General features: G+C 63.1%; 12 protein-coding genes. 3 read left to right on the forward strand and 9 right to left on the reverse strand.

Annotation, left to right across the window (positions count from 1 at the left end; genetic code table 11):
- Positions 1 to 26 precede the first annotated feature (26 nt).
- The gene (ychF, locus tag QN084_RS03980) at positions 27 to 1,136 is read right to left on the reverse strand and encodes a redox-regulated ATPase YchF (protein ID WP_031216602.1); all 1,110 of its coding nucleotides are present in this window, start codon (positions 1,134 to 1,136) and stop codon (positions 27 to 29) included.
- Positions 1,137 to 1,250: 114 nt separating this feature from the next.
- Here ychF and QN084_RS03985 point away from each other — a divergent pair, with 114 nt between their 5' ends.
- On the forward strand, positions 1,251 to 2,510 hold the full coding sequence (locus QN084_RS03985; RefSeq protein WP_021472530.1) for a DNA recombination protein RmuC: 1,260 nt from the start codon (positions 1,251 to 1,253) through the stop codon (positions 2,508 to 2,510).
- Positions 2,511 to 2,557: 47 nt separating this feature from the next.
- On the opposite strand, the gene QN084_RS03990 is transcribed toward QN084_RS03985, so the two are convergent.
- Together QN084_RS03990 and QN084_RS03995 are read right to left on the reverse strand one after the other, a co-directional pair.
- Positions 2,558 to 3,643 (reverse strand): 4-hydroxy-3-methylbut-2-enyl diphosphate reductase, encoded by a 1,086-nt coding sequence (locus QN084_RS03990; RefSeq protein WP_062097379.1) that lies wholly within the window; start codon positions 3,641 to 3,643, stop codon positions 2,558 to 2,560.
- 9 nt (positions 3,644 to 3,652) lie between these two features.
- A complete protein-coding gene (locus QN084_RS03995) occupies positions 3,653 to 4,528 on the reverse strand; it encodes a hypothetical protein (protein ID WP_069695735.1) in 876 nt (291 codons plus the stop codon).
- A 160-nt stretch (positions 4,529 to 4,688) separates the two neighbouring features.
- On the opposite strand from QN084_RS03995, the gene xseA reads away from it, so the two are divergent.
- Both xseA and QN084_RS04005 read left to right on the forward strand, forming a co-directional pair.
- Positions 4,689 to 5,966, forward strand: coding sequence for an exodeoxyribonuclease VII large subunit (xseA, locus tag QN084_RS04000; protein ID WP_069695736.1), 1,278 nt, complete (start codon positions 4,689 to 4,691; stop codon positions 5,964 to 5,966).
- A 98-nt stretch (positions 5,967 to 6,064) separates the two neighbouring features.
- Positions 6,065 to 6,298 (forward strand): exodeoxyribonuclease VII small subunit, encoded by a 234-nt coding sequence (locus tag QN084_RS04005; RefSeq protein ID WP_021472526.1) that lies wholly within the window; start codon positions 6,065 to 6,067, stop codon positions 6,296 to 6,298.
- Between the two features lie 10 nt (positions 6,299 to 6,308).
- On the opposite strand, the gene QN084_RS04010 is transcribed toward QN084_RS04005, so the two are convergent.
- The 6 genes from QN084_RS04010 to QN084_RS04035 all read right to left on the reverse strand — a co-directional run bounded on the left by QN084_RS04010 (position 6,309) and on the right by QN084_RS04035 (position 12,075).
- Positions 6,309 to 7,160 carry a polyphosphate kinase 2 family protein gene (locus tag QN084_RS04010; RefSeq protein ID WP_069695737.1) on the reverse strand — a complete coding sequence of 284 codons (852 nt, stop codon included), beginning with the start codon at positions 7,158 to 7,160 and terminating at the stop codon, positions 6,309 to 6,311.
- A gap of 49 nt (positions 7,161 to 7,209) precedes the next feature.
- Complete coding sequence (locus QN084_RS04015) at positions 7,210 to 8,430, reverse strand: pyridoxal phosphate-dependent aminotransferase (RefSeq protein WP_021472524.1); 1,221 nt, start codon at positions 8,428 to 8,430, stop codon at positions 7,210 to 7,212.
- Positions 8,431 to 8,550: 120 nt separating this feature from the next.
- The gene (locus tag QN084_RS04020) at positions 8,551 to 9,513 is read right to left on the reverse strand and encodes an ABC transporter substrate-binding protein (RefSeq protein WP_021472523.1); all 963 of its coding nucleotides are present in this window, start codon (positions 9,511 to 9,513) and stop codon (positions 8,551 to 8,553) included.
- Complete coding sequence (locus QN084_RS04025) at positions 9,510 to 10,256, reverse strand: ABC transporter permease (RefSeq protein WP_069695738.1); 747 nt, start codon at positions 10,254 to 10,256, stop codon at positions 9,510 to 9,512. The genes QN084_RS04020 and QN084_RS04025 overlap by 4 nt, the downstream gene beginning before the upstream one ends.
- A complete protein-coding gene (locus QN084_RS04030; protein WP_069695739.1) occupies positions 10,253 to 10,981 on the reverse strand; it encodes an ABC transporter permease in 729 nt (242 codons plus the stop codon). The genes QN084_RS04025 and QN084_RS04030 overlap by 4 nt, the downstream gene beginning before the upstream one ends.
- Positions 10,981 to 12,075, reverse strand: coding sequence for an ABC transporter ATP-binding protein (locus tag QN084_RS04035; protein WP_021472520.1), 1,095 nt, complete (start codon positions 12,073 to 12,075; stop codon positions 10,981 to 10,983). Before QN084_RS04035 ends, QN084_RS04030 begins: the two co-directional genes overlap by 1 nt.
- Between the last annotated feature and the right edge of the window lie 135 nt (positions 12,076 to 12,210).

Below are 12,210 nucleotides of genomic sequence, written 5' to 3' on the forward strand. Positions count from 1 at the left end.
GCCCCCATCCGCACTTGGAGATGGGTTCATTTTTTGCCCTGGTTGGCAGAGGTGATTCCGTGACGGAACTCCACCACGTCGCCGTCGGACATGACATAGTCCTTGCCTTCGATCCGGACCTTGCCGCGGGACTTGGCCTCGGCCATGGAGCCGGCATCGACGAGGTCGTCAAAGGAGACGACTTCGGCCTTGATGAAGCCGCGCTGGAAATCGGTGTGGATGACGCCGGCAGCCTGCGGGGCGGTGTCACCTTGGCGGATGGTCCAGGCACGCGTTTCCTTGGGTCCTGCGGTGAGGTACGTCTGCAGGCCAAGAGTGTGGAAGCCAACGCGGGCGAGCTGGTCAAGGCCGGACTCGGTCTGGCCATTCATTTCCAGCATCTCGCGGGCTTCTTCCTCGTCAAGTTCAACGAGGTCCGCCTCCAGCTTGGCGTCAAGGAAGATGCAGTCGGCGGGAGCAACCATGGCGCGTAGTTCTACCTGCTTCTCCGCGCTGCCCAGGATGCCTTCATCTGCGTTGAAGACGTAGATGAACGGTTTGGCTGTGAGGAGGCTGAGCTCCTTCAGGTACTCCAGCTCCAGCTTGTCGCTCTTGATCGAGGAGAAAATGGTGTCCCCACGCTCCAGCACCGCCTGGGCGGCCTTGATGGCGTTGAGCTCGGCAGCCTCGCGCTTCTTGATCTTGATTTCTTTTTCGATGCGCGGGATGGCTTTTTCGATCGTCTGCAGATCGGCCAGGATCAGTTCGGTGTTGATGGTTTCCATATCCGAACGCGGATCAACCTTGCCGTCAACGTGGACAACGTCGGGATCGTCGAACACCCGGATGACCTGGGCGATGGCCTCGGCTTCGCGGATGTTCGCCAGGAACTGGTTGCCCAGGCCTTCGCCCTCGGAGGCGCCCTTGACGATGCCCGCGATGTCGACGAAGGACACGGTTGCCGGCAGCTGCCGCTGGGAACCGAAGATTTCAGCCAGCTTTTGCAGACGCGGGTCCGGCAGGTTCACGACGCCGACGTTTGGTTCGATGGTTGCGAACGGGTAGTTCGCTGCAAGAACCTGGTTCCGGGTCAGTGCGTTGAAGAGGGTTGATTTGCCGACGTTGGGCAGTCCGACGATGCCAATAGTAAGAGCCACGAGCATTGATTCTACCCGCTAGCGCACACCGTTCCGATTCAGCTCCCTCCGGGTTGGGACACCCCGGCAGGGCCCTGCACTAAAACTGTCGTACCCCTGTGACAGGGTTACTGCATGGATGGATTTGGATTGGTTCTGGCCTTGTTGATGCTGCTGATCGGAGCAGCACTGGGACTTGGTATCGCGTACGTTGTCTTCCGTCGCCGGGGTGCGGGATTGGAAGCGGATTTCGACGCCGTTTCGGCGCGCCTCTCGGAGGTGACCGCCCAGTACGCAGCCGCCGACGCCGAACGTCGCCTTCTGTTCGCACAGAACCGCGAGCTCAGCGAATCCAGGAACTCGGACGGCAGCGTGCTGCGCGCCCTGGCCCCGGTTGCGGAGAAGCTGACAGCCGTCCAGCAGCAGGTCTCACTGCTGGAGCGCGACCGCGTGGAGCAGTACGGCCAACTCGCCCAGCAGTTGCAGGATGCCCGCCTTTCCGACGAGCAACTCCTGAGGTCGACGCATGCGCTGGCCTCGGCTCTCCGTTCCAACAGTGCCCGTGGCCAGTGGGGCGAAGTCCAGCTCCGCCGCGTGGTTGAGGCCTCCGGAATGATGCGCCACGTCGACTTCTACGAGCAAGTCCATTCCGGGCGGAGTGAGAACACGCTGCGGCCCGACCTCGTGGTCCAGTTGCCGGGCAGCAAGCAACTGGTGGTGGACGCCAAGGTACCTCTTGGGTCGTACCTCGCGGCGCAGGAACAGATCCACGGAGAGGGTGCCCTGGGAGAATCAGTCACGGACCAGGCCCGTCAGGATTCCAAGAGTCTTCTGGCCCAGCATGCGAAGGCCCTCAAGGCCCACATTGACGCCTTGGCGGCAAAGAAGTACTGGGACATCCCGGGCAACTCCCCCGAGTTAGTGATCTGTTTCCTGCCGGCGGAGTCGATCCTCGCCTCGGCTCTGGAAGCGGACGCCGGGCTCCTGGAGCATGCGCTCTCCAAGAACGTCGTCCTGGCATCGCCCGGAACGCTCTTGGCAGTCCTCAAGTCGGTGGCGTTCACCTGGCGCCAGGACGTCCTCACGGACAGCGCGCACGAGCTCTTCGAGCTGGCCAAGCAGCTTTACGAGCGCATGGGCACCTTGGGGGAAAATGTCGGCAAGCTGGGCAGCTCACTGAAGACGTCCGTGGACCGCTACAACGCGATGGTTGGCACGCTTGAAGCCCGGGTTCTTCCGACCGCGCGCAAGCTCAACACCATGGATGACGCCGGCCTCACCTCACCTGCTTCGGTGGAAGTGGTCCCGCGCTCCCTCGCAGCACCCGAACTCCTCGCTGTAGAGCCGAGCGACAGGGGCATCGACGCAGATGCAAGCAGGGAGTCTGCCGCCTGAGGACCTGACAGGGCATAAGCAACCGGGCCGTTGACGATCACGAAACGTTAGGACGTGGGGCGGTTGCCCCGTCCGCCCAAGGCACGGCTGACGTCGCCGGCTTGCTTGAGCGTTGCGCGAAGTTCCTTGGGCAGCGAGAAAAGGAGGTCTTCCTCTGCCGTGACAACTTCCTGAACCTCGCCGTAGCCATAGTCGGCCAAAAGCCGGAGCACGTCCTGGACCAGGACCTCGGGAACGGATGCCCCTGAAGTCACGCCCACCGTGGCCACGCCTTCGAACCAGCTTTCGTCCACCTCATTGGCGAAGTCCACCCGGTAGGACGCTTTGGCCCCGTATTCAAGGGCTACCTCGACGAGGCGGACGGAGTTGGAGGAGTTGGCCGAACCAACCACGATCACCAAGTCAGCCTGGGGAGCGATCTTCTTGATGGCTACCTGGCGGTTGGTGGTGGCGTAGCAAATATCGTCACTGGGCGGATCCTGGAGGGTGGGGAACCGCTCTTTGAGCATCCGCACGGTCTCCATGGTCTCGTCAACACTCAAGGTTGTCTGGGAGAGCCAGATGGTCTTTTCGGGGTCGCGGACAGTCACCTTGCCGACCTCGTGCGGGCCGTTGATGATCTGGATGTGTTCCGGGGCTTCGCCGGCGGTTCCTTCGACTTCCTCGTGGCCGTCGTGGCCGATCAGCAGGATGTCGTAGTCCTCCTTCGCGAAGCGAACTGCTTCACGGTGGACCTTGGTAACCAGCGGGCACGTGGCATCGATGGTCCGCAGGCCGCGGTCCTCTGCGGATTGAACAACGGCCGGAGACACGCCATGCGCCGAGAAAATGACCAGGGCACCCTCGGGTACCTCGTCCGTCTCGTCAACGAAGATGGCGCCCTTTTCTTCGAGGGAGGTAACAACATGCACGTTGTGCACGATCTGCTTCCGTACATAGACGGGCGGACCGTAGTGCTCCAGCGCTTTCTCCACCGCGATGACGGCCCGGTCCACGCCGGCACAGTAACCGCGGGGAGCTGCCAGCAGGACTTTCTTGGTTCCCGTAACCGGGGCGGCAGCCAGCACCTCTTCAGGAGATCGACGTCTGCGGGGCACCGTGGGCATCGGAATAGAAACTGCTGTGCTGGTCATCCTTCAATGTTACCGGCCAGTGCCGGACCGGTCCGCAGAACGTGACCGTCCTCTCCCTGTGAGAAGCCACGCAATGACACTCAACGCCAGCATTCCGCCAGAGGCCCATATGCTCGCCGCAATCCATTCCCCGAAGCCGGATCTGGCCGAGGCGAGAAACTCCTCCTTGAAGAGTTCCGCCACACTGTTGCCGCTGGAGAGGTTTTCCGCAGCACGGACGGCGATGTCCGTCGTCGTCGTCCACACTGCAGCCAATGCCAGCCCGCCCAGCCCCAGGAAGATCAGGACCACCGCGCGTCGCCGCGCTGCGGCGAGGGCAAGCAAGGCGGAAAGTACGGCACCGACGGCGGCCATCCACCACAGCGGGACAAACGCAGAAACACGCTCAATGACCTGCCGCTGCGCGGGTTGGCCGAGAGTTACGACGCTCTGTTCGGGCACGTCCAACCGGATGCCCGTGGAGGAGGCAAAGTGATCCCGGATCAGCCGCACCAGCGGAGCAATATCCAACTGCAGCGCCGTTGGTGACTGCGCCTCCTCCGCCTTGATGGTGCCGAAGTTCAGGCGGTGGCTGTTCCTCGCGGTCTCCTCCCAGGCCTGCGGGTAGTCGCTCCAGGATTGCATGCCGGACGCGGCATCCTTGATGGCTCCGGCAGCAAGGTTTCGGACGGGTTCCGGAAGCGAGACAGACGATTCAAAGGTGCCGGCTGCGGCAGCGGCGAGCCGTTCCTGGAAGCCGGGATCGTTCCCCAGCGCCGCAGCCATCCGTACGAAGCCATCTTCCTTGACCACGTTGGTGTCCACCCACGCTGCCGGTACAGCCACTGCTGTCAGCAACAACGCAAGGATCACTCCGACTGCAGAAACAAAGGTACGCACAGTCATCCTTGAGGTTCGGGGGCAGTGCCACCATCCTAGGCTGTCCACATACGGGGAAAAATGTCGGACCCGGGGTTGAGGCTATGGATAGAGTTGGAAGGCGCCGGCAACGGCAACAGCAGCGCTAGCGAGGACAAACACATGCAGGACAACGCACGGATCACTGATGTCAGCTGAAGCCAGACCCGAATCGACCCTGCCCGGTACTGCTGCGGAGACCAGCCCGGACAATCCGTGGCCGCTCCAACTGTTGTCCCGCAAGCTCAAAGCCCACATTGAGCGCGCACCTGCAGCCTGGATCGAGGGCCAGGTTATTGAAATGAACCGCCGCGGAGGCAACGCCTTCCTCACCTTGCGGGACATCGACGACGAAATCTCCCTGCCCGCCTCCGTGTGGTCCACAGTCCTGGACCGCCAGCGGACTCCCTTGGAACGGGGCTCCCGCGTGGTGGCCTTGGTGAAGGCAGACTTCTGGGTCAAGACCGGACGGCTCAACATGTCCGTCAAGGACATCCGGCCGGTGGGCCTGGGCGATCTTCTCGCCAGGATCGAACGGCTACGCCAGGCGCTGGCTGCCGAGGGCCTCTTCGCTGAATCCCGGAAACGCAAGCTACCGCTCCTCCCCCACCGGATCGGCCTCATCACAGGCCGGGATTCGGACGCCAAGAAAGACGTCCTGCGGAACGCTGCGCTTCGCTGGCCCGCCGTGGAGTTCGATGTCCGCGAAGTCGCGGTCCAAGGCAACACCGCCGTATCGCAGATCATCGGGGCGCTCCGGAAACTGGATGCGGACCCGCACGTCGATGTCATCGTCATGGCCAGGGGCGGCGGAGCACTTGAAGACCTCCTGCCATTCAGCAACGAGGACCTCATCCGGGCCGTGGCCGCAGCAACCACGCCGGTGGTAAGCGCCATTGGCCACGAGGCCGACCGTCCGATCCTTGATGACGTTGCCGACCTCCGGGCGTCGACGCCAACCGACGCGGCAAAGCGGATTGTGCCGGACGTTTCAGAGGAACTCGCGGCCGTGCGGCAGGCACGCGACCACCTGAGGCGCAGCATCGGAAGGATGGTGGATCGGGAAACCGACAGGCTGCACGCGCTAAGGTCGCGTCCGGTCCTGGCAGCCCCGGATACGCTGGTGGATGTCCGCGCCGACGAGGTTGCGCGACTTAGGCAGAGGTCCCACACTGCCGTGAACTCGGCGGTAGTGCGTGCCCTTGACCAGGTGCACCACCTGCGCGCCCAGGTGCGTGCACTGTCTCCGCAAAAGACCCTTGACCGGGGTTATGCCGTAGTGCAGATCATCGGTGAGGATCAGGCAGGGCACACCGTGGTCACCAGCCCGGAACAGGTACCCGAGGACACGCCCCTCTCGATCCGGGTAGCAGACGGCAGGTTCCGTGCCACGTCCGCCGGCCATGCCGAAATTGCCGAACGATAGCCGAACGATAGCCGAACGCCGGGCGCATCAGGCACACGAAAAAGCCGCCGGGCACGCCCACTCACCCGCTGGCAGCAGCACTAAACAAGAGGATTTCAATGACCGAGAACAGCAGCCAAACACCTGATGCCTTGGACGGGCTGAGCTACGAAGAGGCACGGGAACAACTGGTGGCCGTCGTTGGGCGGCTCGAGGCAGGCGGAGCAAGCCTCGAGGAGTCCCTGGCGTTGTGGGAGCGCGGAGAGGCCCTGGCCAAGCGCTGCGAGGAGTGGCTCGAAGGAGCACGGAAGCGCTTGGCGGCTGCCCGTGAACCGGGCAACGCCCCGGAGTAACCCGCAAAGCTTAGGATTCCGCCACGAGCGCTCGCTCTGCGGCAACGTCGAATTCTGCCTTGGGCCAATCCAACGACATCCCCCGCAGTGCCTCCAACAGCAACTCCTGGACAGCGATCCGTGCGTACCACTTCTTGTTGGCAGGAACTACGTGCCACGGAGCTGTGTCCGTAGAGGTTTCCGCAAAGGCAGCCTCGTACGCCTTCATGTAGTCATCCCAATGGGCCCGCTCGGTGAGGTCGCCACGGCTGTACTTCCAGTGCTTGCTGGGATCGTCGAGCCGGGCGATCAAACGCTCCTTCTGTTCGTCCTTACTGATGTTGAGCATGACCTTGACGATCGTGGTGCCTTGTTCGGTAAGCCTGGCTTCGAAATCGTTGATGGCTGCGTACCGCCGCTCCAGCTCCTTGGCGTCGGCCCAAGCATGGACGCGGTGGATGAGGACGTCCTCATACTGGGAGCGGTCGAAGACGCCCACCATGCCCGCGGCCGGAACCTGCTTCTCGATCCGCCACAGGAAATCGTGGGCTTTTTCCTCATCCGTGGGCGCTTTGAACGCCGTGAGGTGGACGCCTTGGGGATCCATGGCGCCGACGACGTGGCTGACGATCCCGCCCTTACCTGCGGTATCCATGGCTTGAAGGATCAACAGCAGGCGTTTGTCGCTGCCGAACTTACCTTCGGCAAACAGCTGTTCCTGAAGCTCAGCCAGCCTGTCGTCCTGCGCACCCAGCAAAGCCTTCCCGTCAACCTTGTTGCCTGTGTAGCCGGGCGTCGATTCGGGATCCACGCTAGCGAGCGTAAACCCCGAATCGACCTTCAGCGTTTCTGCGGGACTCTTGGCGAACTCAACTGCAACCATGGCTAGCCTTTCTGCCGGACGACGCCCCCGTGGCGCCCTGGGATTCAGGCTAGTTGCCCGGATACCTCGACAGGAAGTCCGCCATGCGGCCGATTGCTTCCTCGATGTCCTTGACGTTGGGCAGCGTCACCATGCGGAAGTGGTCAGGGCGCACCCAGTTGAACGCCCTGCCGTGCGAGACAAGGATCTTCTGTTCCCTCAAGAGGTCCAGGACAAACTTCTCGTCGTCCCTGATGTGGTAAACTTCCGGGTCCAGCTTGGGGAACAGGTAGAGGGCTCCCCTGGCTTGCTGCGTGCTCACACCCGGAATGGCGTTCAAGAGGTCGTGGGCTTTGTTGCGCTGCTCAAGGAGCCTGCCGCCGGGGAGGATGAGGTCGTTGATGCTCTGGTAGCCACCGAGCGCCGTTTGGATGGCGTGCTGGGCCGGAACGTTCGCGCACAGGCGCATGTTCGCCAGGAGGTTGATGCCTTCAAGGTAGTCCGCGGCGTCCTTCTTGGGGCCGGAGATAGCCATCCAGCCGGCCCGGTAGCCACAGACGCGGTACGCCTTGGACAGTCCGCTGAACGTCAGGCACAGCACGTCATCGCCGGTCAGGCCCGCCAGGTTCACGTGGACGGCGTCTTCGTACAGGATCTTCTCGTAGATCTCGTCGGCGAAAATCACCAGCCCGTGCTTTTCGGCCAGGGCGACAATCTTCTTCAGGGTCTCTTCGGGGTAGACCGCTCCCGTGGGGTTGTTGGGATTGATGACGACGATGCCCTTGGTGCGTGGCGTGATCTTCGATTCCATGTCATCAAGATCCGGCTGCCATCCCGATTCTTCGTCGGTCAGGTAGTGGACGGGACGGCCGCCTGCCAAAGAGACGGACGCCGTCCACAAGGGGTAGTCCGGGGTGGGGATGAGGACTTCGTCGCCGTCCTCGAGCAACGCCATGAGGGACATGGTGATGAGTTCGCTGACCCCGTTGCCCAGGTAGATATCATCCACATGGATGTTCTGGATGCCGCGCGTCTGGTAGTACTGCGACACCGCCGTACGGGCGGAGAAGATACCGCGGGAGTCACTGTAGCCCTGGGCATTGGGAAGGTGGCGGATCATGTCCACCAAGATGGCGTCAGGCGCTTCAAACCCAAAGGGTGCCGGGTTTCCGATGTTCAGTTTGAGGATCCTGTGACCCTCCGCCTCCATTTGCTGGGCGGCCTGAAGAATCGGTCCACGGATGTCGTAGAGGACATTATGAAGCTTGGTGGACTGCTTGAAATTCGCCATCCCTCAAATATGCCACAGGGGTCATGCGCTTCCGTTGAGACATCACTCACAGATAGACCGACGGCGGTGACAGACCCCCGCGGGTCCGTCACCGCCGTCGTACGCGGTTTCACCCAAGTGCTACTTGACGATGCCCTTGTCCTTCAGCCATGCGGCGGCAGCATCCTTGGCGCTCTGCTTCTGGTCGCCACTGACGGAGCGGTTCAGGTTGATCAGGTCCTCGGTGGTGAGGATCTTGGAAACGTTGTTGAGCGCTTCCTTCGCCTTGTCCGTCATCTTGGACTTGTTGTAGAGCGGGAGGACCTGCTGGGCCTTGAAGTTGTTCTTCGGATCTTCGAGGACCACGAGGTCGTTGTCGGCGATGGACGGGGTGGTGGTGTAGATGTCGGCCACCTGCACCTTGTCTTCCAGGAGTGCCTGGAGCGTCAGGTTGCCGCCGCCGTCGTTGAAGGGCTGCAGGCCCTTCAGTTCGCAGTTGTAGTTCTTCTTCAAACCGGGGAAGCCGTAAGCGCGTGTCTCGAAAGTGGCCGGCGCTGCCATGGTGAAGTCCTTGCACACCTTGGCGAGGTCCTCGATGGACTTCAACTGGTACTTTTCTGCCGTAGCCTTGGTGACCACCATTGCGTCCTTGGACTCGGCCTTCGCCGGTTCAAGGACGGCCAGCCCCTCGGGCAGCTTCCCCGGAAGGGCCTTGTAGACGTCTTCGGCCGAAACTTCGGTGGCCTCGGTGTCCACGTAGGACAGGAGGTTGCCGGAATAGTCCGGAACAATGTCCACCGAGCCGTCCTGGACGGCCTTGAAGTAGATCTCCCGCGAGCCGATGTTGGGCTTGGTGCTGGCTGTGACGCCGGCTGCGTTGAGCGCGCCGGCGTAGATCTCACCGATGACCTGGCTTTCAGGGAAGTCGGCCGAGCCTACCACCAGCGGAGCCCCGGAGTCCGCAGACCCGGTACCTGCCGAGGTGGAGGGCGAATCCAAGGGGGTGCCGCCACCGCATGCGCTCAGCGCAAGTGCCACACCGAGGCCGGCTGCCAGGCCGCCGAGGCCCCGGCGTGTAAGGGACGTGGGGTTGGTGTGTTTCATGGTGTACCTCCTTGAACGGCAGCCCCTGCGGGAGCTGTGGCTGTGGAATCGGCGGTTGCCTTGTGGCTTCCGCGTGAATCGAGGGTGAGCCCCGGTGACAGGGCCAGGCGTTGAACGGCGGCGAGGATGAGGTCCACGGCGATCGCGAGGGCCGCGATGAGGAAGGAACCGGCAAGCATGCGCGGGAAGTCCTGCAGGACCAGCCCGTCGAACAAGTAGCGGCCAAGGCCGCCCAGGGGCAGGTAGGCGACCACCGACACTGTGGCGATCACCTGCAACACAGCTGTTCGGATACCGCCGAACATCACCTGCAGCCCGTTGGGCACCTCCACCTTGAACAGGATCTGGAGTTCGGTCATGCCCATGGCACGCGCCCCGTCCACTACTGAACGGTCAACGCTGGAAATGCCTGCGTACGTACCGGCGAGCAACGGCGGAACGGTGAGGATCACCAGGGCCCACACGGGAGGCATCAGTCCGCTGCCGGCCAGCAGTGCGAACAGCACCAGCAGACCCAGGGTGGGCAAGGCCCGCAAGGCGCCTGCCACGGCTACGGCTACGACGCGCCCGCGTCCGGTGTGGCCGATGAAGAGTCCCACCGGAATGGAGATGGCAGCTGCAATCAGCAAGACCAGCCCGCTGTACTGCAGATGCTCGGCCAGGCGGACGGGGATACCGCCGCTGCCGCTCCAATGGAGTGGATCGGCCAACCAGGCCACGGTGTCGGTGAAGACGTTGCTCATGCCGACGCCCCCGGTTCCGGACGGCTGACGACGGCGGTCCCTGCCTTTGGTTCGGTGACTGACGCCTGGGTGGCCGGGCGGCCGCCCGTTCCCGATGCCCGGGTCCACGGCGTCAGGACGCGTTCCAGGACCACCAGGATTCCGTCCATCACCAAGGCCAGCACCAGGATGGCGATGATGCCAACAACAACCTCAGTCACGAAGGTGCGCTGGAGGCCGTCCGTGAACAGGATTCCCAGGTTCCCCACTCCCAGCAGGGCGGCTACGCTCACCAGCGAAATGTTGCTGACCGAAACGACGCGAAGGCCGGCGAACAGGACCGGCAGGGACAACGGAAGGTCCACCTGGAAGAAACGGGCCAAAGGCTTGAAACCCATGGCGACGGCCGCGTTCCGGAGGTCGTCGTCCACGGAATCGAAGGCATCCATGGCTGCCCTGACCAGGAGTGCCACGGCATAGATAGTCAACGCCACAACGACGTTGAGGGGATCGAGGATCCGGGTGCCGAGGATGGTTGGCAGGATGATGAACAGCGCCAAGGACGGAATGGTGTAAAGCAGGGACGTGGCTGTGGCCACCACGGACCGCAGCGTACGGTTGCGGCAGGCCAATTGGGCCAGTGGGATGGAGATCAACAGTCCAAGGACCATGGGAACGACCGCCAGGACCAGGTGCTGTCCCGCGAGGCCGAACACCATTGCGCTGTTCGCGATGAACCACTCCATCAGGTGGCGTCCTCGCGGTGGCGGCGGACTTCCTCGATGAGGGCAAGGACTTCCGGCGCCTTGAGGACTCCGGCAACCCTGCCGTCGTCGTCCACTGCGACGCCCAACCCCGACGGCGAGGACAGTGCCGCATCCAAAGCCCGGCGCAGCGTGTCCCCCTTGCGGAACAGCGAACCCCCGGGAATGATGCCGGCGCCGTCGCGGGGCGATGACCAACCCAGAGGCCGGGAATCCTGATCCACCACCAGCGCCCACTCCCCCGATTCGCGGCCGGCGTGGTGCCCGTCGGAGACACTCACCATAGTGACGGGGTGCAGTTGCACGGAGTCGGCAGCGTTGAAGGCGAGGTGCCGGAAGCCCCGGTCCCTGCCCACGAAGGAGGCAACGAAGTCGTTGGCAGGTGCCCGGAGGATCTCTTCAGGTGCCGAGTACTGGGCCAGCTTTCCGCCCACGGCAAAGACCGCCACCTTGTCCCCCAGGACGGTCGCCTCATCGATGTCGTGGGTGACGAACACGATGGTCTTGGCCAACTCCCGCTGCAGTCTCAGCAGTTCCTGCTGGAGCTCGTCGCGGACCACCGGATCCACGGCGCTGAAAGGTTCGTCCATGAGGAGGACCGGTGGATCGGCGGCGAGCGCACGGGCTACGCCAACGCGCTGCTGCTGCCCGCCGGACAACTGTGACGGGTACCGTTTGCCGAGGCTGGAAGCCAGCCCGACGACGTCGAGCAGTTCAGCGGCGCGTTTCCGCGCCGCTGCCTTGGGCACGCCGTTGAGCCGGGGAACCGTGGCGATGTTGTCCAGGACGGATCGGTGGGGAAGCAGGCCTGCTGACTGCATGACGTAGCCCATGGAGCGGCGGAGTTGCGCCGCCGGAACCTGGGAAACGTCTTTGCCGTCCACCGTGATGGAGCCTGAAGTGGGCTCCACCATGCGGTTGATCATCCGGAGCGAGGTGGTCTTGCCGCAGCCCGAGGGACCGACGAAGACTGTGATGGCGCCTTTGTCGATGGACATGGTCAGATCGTCAACCGCCGGCTGTCCCCCCTGGTACCGCTTGGTCACGCTCTGGAACTCAATCATGGCTTCAGCCATACCTGGGCTTACCTATCTGTAAGTCGACATCCTCGGACGGTAGAGCCAAATGATCATAAGCACACTGACTTTGGCTGTAAAGCCGATCTTCCCCCAGAGTAGCCAGCGGGCCTTGCGATGTCAGCGGCGCCACGT

The sequence above is a fragment of the Paenarthrobacter sp. R1 genome, assembly GCF_030264015.1.
Classification (GTDB): domain Bacteria; phylum Actinomycetota; class Actinomycetes; order Actinomycetales; family Micrococcaceae; genus Arthrobacter; species Arthrobacter ureafaciens.